General features: G+C 41.3%; 15 protein-coding genes. 9 read left to right on the top strand and 6 right to left on the bottom strand.

Annotated features, from left to right (window positions below; all coding sequences use genetic code 11):
- The first annotated feature begins 28 nt into the window (after window positions 1-28).
- Entirely contained in the window at window positions 29-856 is an 828-nt protein-coding gene (locus GO755_RS35355) for an alpha/beta hydrolase (RefSeq protein WP_157590166.1), read from the top strand.
- Between the two features lie 75 nt (window positions 857-931).
- Window positions 932-2,359: a GDSL-type esterase/lipase family protein gene (locus tag GO755_RS35350; RefSeq protein ID WP_157590165.1), complete on the top strand. Its 1,428-nt coding sequence runs from the start codon at window positions 932-934 to the stop codon at window positions 2,357-2,359.
- Between the two features lie 37 nt (window positions 2,360-2,396).
- On the opposite strand, the gene GO755_RS35345 is transcribed toward GO755_RS35350, so the two are convergent.
- Entirely contained in the window at window positions 2,397-3,359 is a 963-nt protein-coding gene (locus tag GO755_RS35345; protein WP_157590164.1) for an extracellular catalytic domain type 1 short-chain-length polyhydroxyalkanoate depolymerase, read from the bottom strand.
- 220 nt (window positions 3,360-3,579) lie between these two features.
- Between GO755_RS35345 and GO755_RS35340 the strand changes: the two genes are divergently transcribed.
- Entirely contained in the window at window positions 3,580-4,461 is an 882-nt protein-coding gene (locus tag GO755_RS35340) for a nucleotidyltransferase domain-containing protein (protein ID WP_157590163.1), read from the top strand.
- A gap of 11 nt (window positions 4,462-4,472) precedes the next feature.
- Complete coding sequence (locus GO755_RS35335; protein WP_157590162.1) at window positions 4,473-5,915, top strand: B12-binding domain-containing radical SAM protein; 1,443 nt, start codon at window positions 4,473-4,475, stop codon at window positions 5,913-5,915.
- A gap of 103 nt (window positions 5,916-6,018) precedes the next feature.
- Here the strand turns inward: GO755_RS35335 and GO755_RS35330 are convergent, their stop codons facing one another.
- Window positions 6,019-7,506, bottom strand: a complete 1,488-nt coding sequence (locus GO755_RS35330) for a glycosyltransferase family protein (protein WP_157590161.1) — start codon at window positions 7,504-7,506, stop codon at window positions 6,019-6,021.
- Window positions 7,507-8,118: 612 nt separating this feature from the next.
- Here GO755_RS35330 and GO755_RS35325 point away from each other — a divergent pair.
- The 5 genes from GO755_RS35325 to GO755_RS35305 all read left to right on the top strand — a co-directional run bounded on the left by GO755_RS35325 (window position 8,119) and on the right by GO755_RS35305 (window position 10,739).
- Window positions 8,119-8,565, top strand: a complete 447-nt coding sequence (locus GO755_RS35325) for a hypothetical protein (RefSeq protein WP_157590160.1) — start codon at window positions 8,119-8,121, stop codon at window positions 8,563-8,565.
- Window positions 8,566-8,576: 11 nt separating this feature from the next.
- A complete protein-coding gene (locus GO755_RS35320) occupies window positions 8,577-9,074 on the top strand; it encodes a hypothetical protein (RefSeq protein WP_157590159.1) in 498 nt (165 codons plus the stop codon).
- A 508-nt stretch (window positions 9,075-9,582) separates the two neighbouring features.
- Window positions 9,583-9,774 (top strand): hypothetical protein, encoded by a 192-nt coding sequence (locus GO755_RS35315; protein ID WP_157590158.1) that lies wholly within the window; start codon window positions 9,583-9,585, stop codon window positions 9,772-9,774.
- A gap of 79 nt (window positions 9,775-9,853) precedes the next feature.
- Entirely contained in the window at window positions 9,854-10,402 is a 549-nt protein-coding gene (locus tag GO755_RS35310) for a hypothetical protein (RefSeq protein WP_157590157.1), read from the top strand.
- Between the two features lie 175 nt (window positions 10,403-10,577).
- Window positions 10,578-10,739, top strand: coding sequence for a hypothetical protein (locus tag GO755_RS35305; RefSeq protein ID WP_157590156.1), 162 nt, complete (start codon window positions 10,578-10,580; stop codon window positions 10,737-10,739).
- Between the two features lie 150 nt (window positions 10,740-10,889).
- On the opposite strand, the gene GO755_RS35300 is transcribed toward GO755_RS35305, so the two are convergent.
- The 4 genes from GO755_RS35300 to GO755_RS35285 form a co-directional block, all read right to left on the bottom strand.
- Window positions 10,890-11,285: a hypothetical protein gene (locus GO755_RS35300; RefSeq protein WP_157590155.1), complete on the bottom strand. Its 396-nt coding sequence runs from the start codon at window positions 11,283-11,285 to the stop codon at window positions 10,890-10,892.
- Window positions 11,286-11,658: 373 nt separating this feature from the next.
- Window positions 11,659-12,036 (bottom strand): VOC family protein, encoded by a 378-nt coding sequence (locus tag GO755_RS35295; protein ID WP_157590154.1) that lies wholly within the window; start codon window positions 12,034-12,036, stop codon window positions 11,659-11,661.
- A 113-nt stretch (window positions 12,037-12,149) separates the two neighbouring features.
- On the bottom strand, window positions 12,150-13,673 hold the full coding sequence (locus tag GO755_RS35290) for a glycoside hydrolase family 32 protein (protein ID WP_157590153.1): 1,524 nt from the start codon (window positions 13,671-13,673) through the stop codon (window positions 12,150-12,152).
- An 82-nt stretch (window positions 13,674-13,755) separates the two neighbouring features.
- The gene (locus tag GO755_RS35285) at window positions 13,756-14,649 is read right to left on the bottom strand and encodes a carbohydrate kinase family protein (RefSeq protein WP_157590152.1); all 894 of its coding nucleotides are present in this window, start codon (window positions 14,647-14,649) and stop codon (window positions 13,756-13,758) included.
- Between the last annotated feature and the right edge of the window lie 91 nt (window positions 14,650-14,740).

Raw genomic sequence — 14,740 nt, 5'->3', positions numbered from 1 at the left:
CGGATATAAATACCATCTCAACCTTAATATGATTGCCTTTCGTACTTTACTAATCAGTATCCTTTTATTACTTGCCTTCCATGTTCAGGCGGCTAAAATCGATACGGTTGATACCTATAGTTCGTCGATGAAAAAGACGATTAAAGCGGTAGTGATGACCCCAGATTCGTATACACTTGGCAGCGAATTTCCGGTAGTATACTTGCTGCATGGCTACAGCGGAAACTATAGCGATTGGGCGAAAAAAGTACCAAACCTTGGTCAGGTCGTTGATGCGCACCAACTTATTATTGTTTGTGCGGATGGCAATTATGGCAGTTGGTATTTCGACAGTCCGGCAGATCCTTCGTTTAAGTACGAAACCTACGTAGCCAGTGAGCTGGTGCCGTGGATCGACAGTCATTATAAAACCATCAAAAACCGGCAGGCGCGTGCCATTACAGGCCTAAGTATGGGCGGACATGGGGCATTGTATCTGGCGTTCCGGCATCAGGATGTGTTTGGAGCAGCGGGTAGTATGAGTGGTGGCGTCGATATACGCCCGTTTCCGAATAACTGGGATATGGCCAAACGGCTGGGTACATACGCCCAGTTTCCCGACCGATGGGAGCAAAATACCGTTATCAATCTCCTGCATTTACTCACACCGGGGGCATTGTCGCTGATTATTGACTGCGGCACCGATGATTTCTTCTTCCGCGTTAACAACAACCTGCACGACAAGCTGTTGGAGCGAAACATTGCCCATGACTATATCACCCGTCCCGGCGCTCATAACTGGAACTATTGGGCAAACTCAGTAACGTATCAACTGCTATTTATGCGTCAGTTTTTCGACAAACAGAAACGGGAGTAGGTTGTCGCTGCATTAATAAGCAGTAAGCAGACTAAGGGAAGGACTTTTTAGCCTTTCTACTGATATCGAAATCGTATGTCTTCACATTCATATCGTTGGTTCTCTAGTCTATTATTCGTTCTGCTTTCCCTATCGGTGTATGCCCAAAAGCCGATTCGCATTGCCTGTGTAGGCAATAGCATTACGTATGGGGCTACCCTGACGAACCGGGCGCGGGATTCGTATCCGAGTCAATTACAAAACCTACTGGGAACTGGCTACGAGGTAACGAATTTTGGCGTCAGTGGCCGCACCTTGCTTCGGGATACACCAAGCGCCTATACCACGACAGACCAGTACAAAGAAGCCCTGAAAAGTAATCCCGACATTGTATTTATCAAGCTCGGCACCAACGACAGCAGACTCCCTTATCGTTTGAAAATTGACCAGTTTATTGGTGATTATAAGGTACTTATTCAATCATTTAAAACGCTGCCGACCAATCCCCGCATCATTCTGCTCCTGCCTGTAACCTCATTTCTGACCGATACTACCCGCCAAACCGATGCCGCTATCAGGAAGTTGATTATTCCCCGGATTCGGCAGGTTGCGTTTGAGGAAAAACTGGAGCTAATCGACTTACACTCCCTGACCGTAACAGACAGCCTTTCATTCCCCGATAAGCTGCATCCGTCATCGCCTGTAATGACCACAATTGCCCGGCGACTATACGAAACTGTTACGCTCAAAACACAACCGAATTTCGATATCTTCCCAAAAATCAAGGAGCCCATTACAGTATCGTCTTTTTACGGCTATGACTGTGCCGATTTCACGTTTCAGGGACGAGCCTGTAAAGTAGTAAAACCACGAGTTGTGGCCGTTGGAAAGCCCTGGATATGGCGGGCTCGTTTCTGGGGACACGAGCCACAGACCGACATTGCGCTGTTGGATCGCGGTTTTCATGTGGTGTATTGCGATGTCGCCGAACTCTTTGGCAATGCAGAAGCCGTTGAGCTATGGAACAAATTCTATAAATACATGCACAAAGCTGGCCTGGATACTAAAGTTTGTCTGGAAGGGATGAGCCGGGGTGGTATATATGCCTACAACTGGGCGGTCGAAAATCCCAAAAAAGTAGCCTGCGTATATGTCGATGCGCCCGTACTGGATCTGAAAAGCTGGCCGGGTGGCAAAGGAAAAAGCAAAGGAAGCCCAACTGACTGGGAGATTTTTAAGAAAGACTACGGGTTCACTTCGGAAGAAGAAGCCATGCAATTCAAGGGAAATCCGCTGGATCGAGTGCCTCAGATTGTGAAAGGAAATTTCCCAATGCTGCATGTTGTGGGTGATGCCGATGATGCCGTGCCCGTCGCTGAAAATACCGAACCTTTTGAAAAACAGGCACTGGCGCTGGGTGGCCAAATTACAGTTATTCATAAACCCGGCGTCAATCACCACCCACACAGTCTACCGAATCCAACGCCCATCGTTGATTTCATTCTAAAAGCGACGGGCAAGTAGGTATCCTTCTTTTAGCTGGCTCGCCATCTCGTGTTTGCTACGGCAGCGAATAATTTTTGAAAAACGCCCAGATAAGATCATTATTCACGAAGGCATCGGATGGTGAGTCGCCGATGAAACGGACTGCTTTTGTACCACCTGGCCACGAATGGCCACCATCTGTGGTCAGGTAGTACTGAATTTCGGTACCATTCTGGCAATCCGCCCATTTATAAAAGGTGTACTTGTCTGTGGCTTTGACAACCTGCTTTGTGGTTGTACACTTAGCCAGTTGCGCAAACACCGTCAGGGTGCTATCCACCGGCGAATTCCATTGTTTGTTGATACTCTTGGTGCCAACGCCACCGGTATAAGGTACATTCCGATCTAGTTGCGAATGAACATGAAGGATCGGCATAACTCGGTTGGGTTTACAGGCGGTTTTGACTTGCATGGTTCCTGAGTTGGCTGCAATAGCCGCCAGTTTATCGGGCAATTCACAGGCCAGTCGGTAACAAAGCATAGCGCCATTAGAATGCCCCAGCGCATAGACTTTCTTAGGATCAACCCGACGTGTAGCGACTAGCTTATCAATCAATTTTCGCATAAATCCAACATCATCAACATGCTGAACCGATGCAATTTGACCACAACAATTGCCCGCATTCCAGGTGCGTAAGCCTAAAACGCCGGGGTTTTGTAAACCATCAGGATACACCACAATAAACCCTTCCTGATCCGCCTTTTCGCTCAGTTTCGATTGTGATTCAAACTGTTGACCACTGCCTCCTCCTCCATGCAGAGCAATAACCAGTGGTAATAACTCATCATTCTGCTTGTAAACGGGTGGCACATGCAGCCAATACAGTCTGGTCTGCCCAGCGTGCCGTAAGGTATCACGAACGCTGGCGTCAACGGACGTAATGGGTAGAGCTGGTTGACTTGCTGATCGATGTTCACCAAACAGATACGTACCCAGCGTAATACCGAGGCTCAGAATAACAAAAAGTAACTTACTCATGAGAAAAGAACGAGTTTGTGTTTACTGTGCAAGCTGTCGCCACGATAAACGAAGGTTCATACACCAAGATAAGCAATAAGAGTTGTTTTCCTAAACTACTCGCCATGTACGCAAAAGTCTTTTTAAGTCACTACGCAACCATCCTGGCTACGCACTCGTACCGAGAACACGCAGTAAAGAGCGAGCAACTATGGGATACATTAGTAACAAGGACTCAGCTTTGAAAAACAATAAACAGGAAACCTTAAATATTCTTGTTTATTCTGATATTTTCCATTACCCACTTACAAAAAAGGAAATTTATGAAAGAGGAAAAATAGAGATGGCAGACGTAGAAATTTGTCTACGTACCCTGATTCAGGAAAATAAAGTATTCTTATTCGGAGATTTTTATACACTACAGAATAATAAAGAAATCGTTGAAAATAGACTAAAACGTAATGCATTAGCTCAGGAATTTATGATTAGAGCTAAGCTAATAACAAAAATAATCATCAACTTCCCTTTTATAAGAGGCATACTTCTTTCAGGATCTATGTCGAAAAATTGCATGGATGAAGATAGTGATATTGATTTTTTTATTATTACAGAGCCAGGAAAGCTCTGGGTTGCACATTTATTTTGTAGCCTTTTTAAGAAAATATTTTTACTGAACGATAAGAAATATTTTTGCTATAATTTTTTTCTCGATAGTGATCATTTAAGGATAGATCATGAAAGTATTTATACTGCAATGGAAATTAAAACATTAATTCCACTTTATGGGTATTCTTATTATGAGTTATTGTTAAAACAAAACGAATGGGCAAATAACTATTTTCCGAATCAATCGGTTTTGTCTAATGTTGATGTAGCAAAAAAACAGACTTATATCCAAAAAATAATAGAATTCTGTCTGAATAACCCAATAGGCGATTTTATTGATAGAGAATTTTTGACATGGTCTATAAAAAGAAGACGAAAAAGACTTGAGCCTAAATTATTTGCAAATCCTAATTTTTATACTAATCTACAAAGCCATATCGCGAAAGCACATATTACCGATACATATCCTAATATCATAAAAGAGTATTGCCGAAAAGTAAAAGAATACAGCTATTAAAATTACTGAAAATGAAGCCGAAACTCTTATTCAGCAATACCTACTTTTATCGGTTTGACCAGAAGCAATGGGAATCGAAGAAGCCTTATCCGCCTTACGGAACAATGCTGGCCGCATCAATTATGCGTGAAGCAGGTTTCGACGTATCCTTATTCGACACGAATCTTGCTAAGTCTCCACTAGAAATTAATACTGTACTAAATACGTTTAAGCCTGATTATTTAATAATCGTTGATGATAATTTTAATTATTTGAGTAAGATGTGCCTAACTGTAATGCGAGAAGCATGTTTCGAGCTAATTCGATTGGGCAAATTAGCAGGCTGTAAGGTATTCGTAAATAGTGCAGATGCTACCGATCATTTTGATAAATATCTTCAGCATGGAGCAGATGTAGTTCTTTTAGGTGAAGCGGAACAAACGCTGGTTCAGTTACTTAATAATGATTTACAAAACCTTGAAACTATTAACGGTGTTGCTTTCCTAAAAGATGATTTAATAACGCAGACCAAAAAGACTAATTCGGTTGAAGTCTTTGATAATTACCCTTTGCCAGCATGGGATTTGGTGAACTTATCAGCTTATCAAACGATATGGCAGAAAGAACAGGGATACTTTTCATTAAATATAGCGACTACACGAGGATGTCCTTTTAAGTGTAACTGGTGTGCAAAGCCGATATACGGAAATCGCTACAATTCTCGCTCTCCTCAAAGTGTAGCGGATGAACTCGCTTATTTAATGAATCTGGGAGCTACTCATTTTTGGATATGCGATGACATTTTTGGCTTAAAACCGGGTTGGGTAAAAGAGTTTAAAAAAATCTTACAAGCCAATAAGTTAAAGCCAAGGTTAAAAATACAATCGAGAGCGGATTTATTAGTCAAAGAAGATACTATCCAGGATTTAGTTGATGCAGGTCTCGATGAGGTCTGGCTAGGAGCGGAGAGTGGTTCGCAGCGGATTTTAGATGCTATGGATAAGGGAATTACAATAAATGAAATTGAAAAATCCACTAAGCTACTAAACGAGAAAGGAGTTAAAGTAGCTTTCTTTATTCAATATGGCTATTTAGGGGAGCAATGGGAAGACATCCAAAAGACACTATCGATGATAAAAAAATTACTGCCATCAGATATAGGTATTTCTGTTTCATATCCGTTACCTGGTACTGTTTTCTATGAAAAAGTAAAAGCTCAACTAAAAAATAAGCAAAACTGGAAAAACTCTAATGATTTAGATATGATGTACAGAGGTACTTTTTCCCCTGGCTTTTATCGACAATTACACAAGCATACGCACCGAGTTTATCGAAAGGAGCAAGCGTTAAGAAATTTAGCAAATACATCTATTAAAACAGCACTAAAAATTCCATATTTATGGATTCGCGAGCAACTAAGTACTAGAAAAATGGCCATATTATTAAATAGAGAACTAAGAACTAATCAAATTTAAGCTATGCCGACATAGGAATAATAGTTTCAAACACTGAAAAATTGTTAAGGATTTGCCAAAAACACCGAAATAATTTTTGATACCTAATCTGGTATAGTCTATACTATTCTTTTTTATATAATACCCAAATTTCGTTAATGGTATTTATTTCTTTAGATTCTAAAAATTGATTGATATTCCATAATGCCGAAGATGAATAAAACTGAGGCTTAAAGCCCAGGCTTTGTAAAAAAGGTAGTTTATCTTTTGCATCGTTATAGGTCGTGACTAACCAGGCATTTTTTAAATATCGTGCAGAATCAGCGTCCTGAATTCTAATGAGATTAATATTGGTCACACTTCTCCGATAAAAAGCTAATGGAAGTTTGTTCTCCGTTTCAAAAGGTGTGCGATGTAGACAATAAATAGTTGGATTCGAATCCTTAAACGTATTAGCTAACTTACGAGAAAACTCAACTGCCTGAGAAATTGGATTTAAGCTTACCAAAATCAGCACTATTATATTGAGCACTGTGCTAAAATATAGAACCCCTTTCAGGAAAGTTTGGATATTATTTTTTGCCTGCTGATAATAATTAGCGAATGATAATAATCCCCACCCAGCTATAATTGGCAGTACATTCAACACTGGAAATAGAAAACGTTCTTCTTTATGGGCTACTAAACAGTGACCTATAATGAAAAATACCACCGCAAAAACCAGCGGCTGACTATATTGCTTTAAGGCTCCTTTTAAGCTATAATAAAATAAGAAAAAACTAAGTGGGGGAGTGCCAATAACCAATAGCAACTCTACGATATAATACAGAGGGCTGGATGTGCCAAATTCAGCAGCTTTACCTTCTGTAATATTTATCCGATAATAATTGTATGGAGTAAGAACAAACTGGTGATAAAAATAAAAGTCTAAACATATATTTAACGCGACACCTATGCTAAAGCCGATTAGCATAGGTGTTATCTGCGTATATTTTCGTTCAATTAGAAGCATCCATAATGCAAAACCAATGATACCAAATGCTATCTGAAACCGAAAGTAAAATGCAAGACTAAATAAAAAGCCAGTTAGTAATACATATAGAAATTTCTCTTTTTTTATCTCATATAATAAAATGGCTCCAAAAAAGACAAGTGACGAAGCCATCTCAGAATTAAATAATGTACGGATATAAGGTAACGACCATGATAAATTGATTAATAGCAATACTACGTATAGTAATTTTCTATTGGATTTAAAATAATAAATGCCAAGCGCATTAAATAGTGCAAAGCCCACTAACCCAATGATGAGCCTCAGGATTGTCAATTGGGTATAGGCGTCATTTATATGGAAAAATCGACATGATTCAATGAATCCTGAGAATAAATAAACCTGTAGTGTTGGCCGGATATGGCTAGTTAATTCCCAGACACTGGTAGCGCCTGAAGGTTCACCCATTTGCCAGGAAGAAAATTCAATTAGTTGAAAATGCTGATCAGGATGAAAGAAACCTACTTCAGTAATGCAGAAAATGATTTGAACAAGTAAGGAAACAAATAATAGCCATCGTAACCGTGAATCGTAAATCGTAAATTGTGAATTTGTTTCCATTAAAATTTTCTAAAGTTTGACGTATAGCAGCACTAAGCTGTGAAATGTCAGCAGGTGCAATGCTATCTATTGCTGACTTTGGCTTTAATCGGTTTGAGATTGGCAAAGCGAGTTCATCATAATAGCATTGGGTTGGTGTTTACGAACTCCATGCTTGATGCTCGCATTGATATGATAATCTATAACAAAGAACTATAGCCGTTTAAATAGGCGGTAAATATACATGCTCATAGCTAACCGTTTGCCACAAACGCTTCACAAAAATAGTAAGCAGGGCACGAATTTTGTGGGTCATTTTATTGAGAACCTAGTGCTTTCCAGAAGATTCCAAAGCGTAGCTTATAGCTTAACAGGATGATCTTAAGTGAATTATATTGGTCAGTAAGTATCGTTGAGGTCATTTTGTAAGTTTACTTTTTTAGCAAATACAGAACAACAATTCTAACATTTGAGTACATTGCGCTTAAGTGGCCAGTTAATTTTAGTAGCTGACCGATTGCTTTTTGCTTTTCCATACTATTAAGCTTAATCACTACCTTGTAAAAAGTAGTACAGTTATGGAAAAACATCGGCCTTCTGCCGATATTGTTGTTTGTTTAATAATGACAAGAAATGGGTACGTTTAAACGCATAGATAGCTCACGGGCTTCTCAGGAAGTTGCCCGTGAGACCGACCGCCTTTTATTATACGATCGTTACGGCTCTCTGGCTTACGGAGTTATCTTGCAAATCATTCCTGAACCTGAGATAGCTCAGACGGTATTAATTGACTTATTCTCTTCATCACAGGTATTGTCGTACACTGAAGATTCTCGTCAGGTGAGCAGTAAAATTATTCGTTTAGCCAGGGCCAAAGCACTTGAAGCCAGGCCTGACGGATTCAATAAGTCTGTATCAATTCAGGAGGCTAGTGTGAACGATGATATGGGGAAACTCGTTTTCGATTTATCCTTCTATAAAGGATTCACGATCGAAGAAATTGCTGATAAACTGCAATTGTCAAAAACGAACGTATTAAGTACGATTTATACTTACTTTAAGCAGCAACGCTCATCTTAACTGTCTTGACTTTGAAGAACTATCACTATTTAACAAACGGTGTTCTGGAAGCATACCTGTTAGGATTGGTTACTGAACACGAAAAAGAGGAACTTGAGCAAGTACTGGCTGCCGATGAAACTGTTTTGTCTCAGTTAAAGGAACTGGAAACGGAAATGGAAGCCTACTTTCTACGTAATGCTGTCCCTCCACCACCGGGCATTCGAGAAAAAATTGAGCTACGAATCAGCGAAACCGAAATCAAAAAATGGGAACAACCGATTCCTGAAGATTCCAATCAGAAATCGACCGAGTCCCCTTCAACTGAGCCACAATATATCAATGTCGAAGTTGACAATACGTACATTCGGGTTCATAAACACTGGAAAGTTGCCTTTATTGCTGTCTTTATCTTATCAAAGATATTTTTGATCGCAGGGCTTTATTATTACTTTAAAGCCAATAGTCTGGAGCAGGAAGTTACTCGTCTTAAAGCCGAAACTCGGCAAACAGCGCCCATCAACCGCTGACAAACTTAGTAAACGCACTTGATAATTAGCCAATCAGTGGCTAGTTTAACAATCTTACTATCAATTAGTTATTATAGCGCAGCCCCGACAATTACGACGGGGCTGCTTTTTTATACGAATGGCGGTCTTATGGGTTAGCGTTCGAAAACGTACCCTTTTGACTCCAAAATGTTCCTATAGGTAACAAAAAACGCCGACTCCATCAGAATCAGCGTTTTTACCTAACCCATAATATCTTGCCTTCGAGTTTCGGTAGCAATCAATAGGATTAAGGCAACAATCAGGCCAACAACGAAGGTTTCGACTAGATTACCTACAATTGTTTCGTCTACTCAGGAATGATTGCCGATTATGATACTCAGTTTCAGAAGACAGCTTACTGGTAGGGTAGTTGAAAATCGAAATCATTTATACGACTTTCTGAGTTTATAAAGAAGGGAACTAAACTATCACTCTGGATTATCTGGATAGGAGCTCTATTTGACAAACTTATGCCTTACTAGTAGCTATGGAAGGATTATCGGATCAATTGCCGCCGGAACAAGGTCAATCATCATCCGAGCAGGGAAATATAGATGCAGCTAATGATTTTCTGGCAGCCTGCGATCGCTTGTCAACGAGTTACGACAGTGGATTTTATTGGGAAGATGTACAGAGGGCCTTGCGCATTGCGGCTGGTTTAGAAAAGTGGCCTGAGTGATGCTTTCTTGGCCTATGTATTAAGCCAAGAAAGCTGTTCGGGTAGAATTTTAACAACGTAAGGCTACTAACAAGTCAATATGCAGATTACTTATCAACACCTGTTTTACGCGCTATTGGTGCAGTTAACTATGGCTGGGCAACTTAGGGCACAGCAAACAGCCGATGTACGCCAGGTGCGTTGGGGTTTCTCGCCCAAGCTCGTTAAAGAAGCGGAATCGCTAAAACCGACCTCGACCAGGAAAGATAAAATCGTCTATTCGCGCGTACCACTAGTAAATCGAACAGGGGGTCTTGAGTATGACTTTAACGGTGATTCGCTCCTATCAGCTACTTACTATTATTATACTACACCCTCTATCACCCAGTCGGATGTGACTGCAGCATCAACTGAGCTGGAAGGATTGCTAGCAGAAAAATATGGTCCAGGGAAAATAGTCCAGGTGGGCGAACTCCGAACCGTAAACTGGCTAACTCCCAGAACCCAAATCCGCCTTGCACTTGGCAATGTAGATAGAGGCTGGTCTTTAGAAATTGTGTATCTGTGCCGGGTTTGTTCGGGAGATCCCAAAGTAGATTCACAAACGAAAGGTAGCTGGAAGGCCAAAAAAGAGATCAACGATTTATAGAGGACTGACCAGGTTCTGTGAAGAATTAGGACTACTCCAACTGCTTGAAGATCAGTGTTTGGTTAACTATAGTAACACCTAGTGTACTTACGAAAGGGAAAAAGCCTATAATCTTCTATTTTTCAATAGATTATAGTACATTTACGGTACTAATTCCAGCGAATCCTATACCTCAATGAACGAGTTAGAGAAGAAAGGCACTTCATCAGTACGTAACGATTCATTCGATCAATTAATGATAAACTATATTCGGCAAGTTGGGATGAATTACCAATCCGATAAATCCGTTCAGCTAGCCGTAAAAAGACTCGAAAAAACAATAAAGAAAAACGACTAACGGTAGACATATACGAAAGGAAAGTCTAGCCGATTTTAACTAAGTGAAAGACGGGTTGATGAATCGTAAAACCCCATTTAGTGCATACTATATTGCAGCCAAAGTCGCTAAAAGCCCGATTGGCTGCTTTTCTGCATTTGAGAAGGCGGACTAAGAAGTAGATAGCGAAAGTAAATGAAGCCTTGATTGCGCCTGCTGGTTTAAATGATCTAAACGTAACGTATGATCTATCAGCTTTTTATAATGCCTTAGAGAAGCTGATCTCCTGGAATTATCTTCCTTGCTGACGTCTCGAAGCAGTTTTTCTAATTCAACCTGCATGGTGGTAACTAGTGCTATTAATTGACTCACAGGGCACTGCCCGATATAGGTATTATTATCATCATTGCATTGCGAGTTTTGGTTTGAAGATTGATAAATATAAGTAGACAGTTCACGGTAGTTTTTATATAAATCGGTAACTGCTTCTGTCCAATCTATTACTATCTGCCTAGAATTTATGCCATCGAACGAACCGGAATCATCTTCGGGCGGTTGAATATCCATTTTTCAATTTTGTTTAACCTATAACTATCTATACAGGTCAAAAGTTAAACAAAAAAATGACTCAAACGCCCTTAAAAGGTGATTGAGTCATTTTTTTGCTAGCCAATTACGGTTCCAGCAAGTGTGTTATATAGAAATGATTTGGTAATGATCTATATTAATTTCATTCAGTTACATATAGATTCTTGTGTTGGTAAGTAAACACTAAATGTAGCTTCTTACCCAGGCTGACTTGTGGCAGTAGTGGGGCTTCCGCAATTTGTGGCTACTTTTTTACAAATGATTGGGCTCTTCAGACACGTTTTTGCCGTGTAAGCGCTGGAAGACCTGAAAAATAGAGTCAGGTATTTCTGCTCAAAGCAACTCACTAGAACTATTCTTCCTCTAATACAGATAAAATATTACCAGCCGGGTCTTTGAACCAAGCGACAGTGTGGCCATACCCACGAACAATTCCTTTTTCGTCCGTCTTAATGTCGCCTTCGTAATGCTCAAACTGGACACCCAGTTTTGTCAGTTCGTCCACCGTTTTTTCTACATCAGCCACGGGGAAATTAAGTATGGTAAATGTGGCCGGGGTATGATCGGGTTTCGGATAAATTAGAATGGTGTTTCCACCGCTGATGTGTAAGAGGAGTAAACCCATCGGTTCCTCCGTTACCTTCAATCCCAGGGTTTGCTGATAAAAGTCTTTTGCTTTTTGCAGATTGTCGACTGAAAATCCGCTAAACGCTTTTGTGTGCTCAAACATAGTCTTGTTGTTTAGTAGAGCAGCAAATTTATCCCCTATCAGATTAAAACAACGGGTGTAAATACGTCAATTTAAGGTCTAATTGCGACACGTTTTTGAGTAGCTTGGGTAGGCTACAAAACCGAAGACGCTAACCTGGTATAGGTCAGATTCGGAATGGATATACCCGTAGTCGACTTAATAAACAGCTTGTTGAGCGGCTTTTCGGGGAAGAAGATGTCGGTCATAATGGTAAGGCCGCTATCGGCAAACAACTCTACCGACGCTACATCGACCATAAGCGTGAGCGAAATTGTTTTGTCACTAGGAAAACGTGGGGCCGTATGCCGTTTTCCGAAGCCTTTCTCAAAATCAACTTTGCCCGAATGACTACGATCTATGTAGTACTGGTTTGCACTTTTGTCATAACCAATTAGTACCTCATTTCCCTGTTCGTTAGCCAGTACAATGGAGAAATCGTCGGTGTTTTGGGTAGACAGCTCCAGTTTGAATAACCCTGTGTTATTTTTGGTTTTGGCCGTCAAATCATAAGAGTCTTTCACCGCCAGATTTTTCAGTGAAAAGCTCTGCTCATTCAGGGTATTCAGTTCTTTTATTGGTTTGGAAGTCAGGAGTAGTTCTTTGCCTACTTCTTTCAATCCGAGTTCGCGGGGTACTGTAGTTGCACTACGCCAGGCTACGGTGGGTACTACGGTAGCATATTGCCAGTTGCTCATCCAACCCATAAGAATGGTTCGATTGCCGGTATTGGAAAAGGTAACGCCTGCATAATTGTCTGCCCCATAGTCCATCCACTTGGTTTTTTTAGAATAGGCCCTGAAGTTTTTGCCGTCAAAATCACCCACGAAATACTGAGCTGCCGAACCTCCGTTAGGTCCACCAGGATTGATGTTCGCAATGAGCACCCACACTGTTTTGCCGTTGTGATTCAATGGAATCAAATCCGGGCATTCCCAAACGCCCCCGTGTGCCCCTGCATCACGACCAAATTCACTTTCCTTCGACCAGGATTTCAAATTCGGTGAAGAGTAAAACGTAATGTGATCTTTGGTTGCCAGGGTCATAATCCACTTTTTCTGAGCCTCATACCACCGCACTTTAGGGTCGCGAAAGTCGCTGATTCCGGGATTAGGCAATACTGGGTTCCCGGCATATTTGGTCCATGTCTTTCCGTCGTCGAGGCTGTATGCCAGACTCTGGTACTGAATTTTGTCTGATTTCAGCTTCTCTAGTTTAGGGTTGTGATGCGTAAAAATGGCAACTAAAGGCACTTGTCCATTTTTCCCGAAACCGCTGGTATTATGCACATCAACTACGGCACTTCCCGAAAAAATATAGCCCAGACTGTCTGGATATAAAGCAATGGGTTTTTCCTGCCAATGCACCATGTCTTTGCTGGTGGTATGGCCCCAATGCATAGGCCCCCATACCGTTCCTCCAGGGTAATACTGATAAAATAGATGATACGTCCCTTTGTAATAGACCATCCCATTCGGATCATTCATCCAATGGGCTTTGGGTGTAAAGTGGTACTGAGGCCGGTAACGTTCCGATTTTGTACCCACTTGATTCCCTTGCCCAAATGAAAGCTGGCTCAAAACTGCTAATAAGAGACTAGTTAGGTGTATTTTTCGCATGATTAGTAGTAGGTACAGTCAGTAAACGACCAAGTAAAATGACCTGATGTGAAAGATCTTTTGTCGCTAACTCATGCAGCGGTTAGAGTACTTCGGTTCGTAGAATTTTATTCTTAATCGTCTCTTCAGTAAATGTAGGAGTAGCGCCTTGTTGCGTCGCCACATAAGCCCCTGTCGCGCAGGCGAATTCGAGGATATTTTGTGGGGTGTCTCCCTGCAGTGTCTTATAGAGAAAGGCAGCCAGAAACGCATCACCACTACCGATGGTATCTTCCACCTCTACTGGAAAGCCTGACTGCTGTGTAAAGCCATTTTTATCCAGCAAAGCAGCCCCTTTTTCGCCAAGGGTTACGCAAAGAGTTTCCAGTTGATAGCGTTCCCGCAGGTGTAGCATGGCTTGTTTTAGATCAATTTCATCGCTATACCAATCTGATAACTCGACCAGTTCATGCTCGTTTAATTTGGCGATGTCGGCCAGATGCAGGAGTTTTTCGACTGTTTCTCGCTCGTAGTGCGGGGCGCGGAGGTTCACATCAAATACTTTCCGGGGTGCCACTTCCAGCAGGGCGAGCAGCGTTTCATACGATTGTGGACTACGTGCAGCCAGACTTCCATAAACGAACAGTGTACTTTGTCGAACAGCTTCGAGTAGCAGGGGTTCCAGGAAAATATAATCCCAGGCTACAGGCTGGACAATCTTATAAGTCACTTCGTTGGTATCTGAAAGGTTGGCTTTGGCTATACCTGTCAGATGAGTTTGACCAACCTGAACCAGATCGAGTGGAAGTTGTTTTTCGGCTAAAAAGGCCAGAAGTTCTTTTCCTAAATCGTCGCTACCAACCCGGCTAATGAGCTGGGCGTTCAGACCGAAGTTACGTAGGTCGGCAGCTACATTCATGGGCGCTCCACCGGGTTGTTTGCTCGTTGGCAGTACATCCCAAAGAATTTCGCCGAAACAGGTTATTGTTTGTGTCATTAGAAGGTGGTTTAGAAAGCGTAATACAGTTTTCTTAATTTTCCGAGGCCGATGCTATGCGTTCAGCCATCAGGTAAATTGCAAGCGATTT

Origin of the sequence: Spirosoma arboris, assembly GCF_009754945.1 — a bacterium.
Classification (GTDB): domain Bacteria; phylum Bacteroidota; class Bacteroidia; order Cytophagales; family Spirosomataceae; genus Spirosoma; species Spirosoma arboris.
Note: the sequence above shows the minus strand (reverse complement) of the source record. Positions and strands in the feature narration are given on the sequence as shown.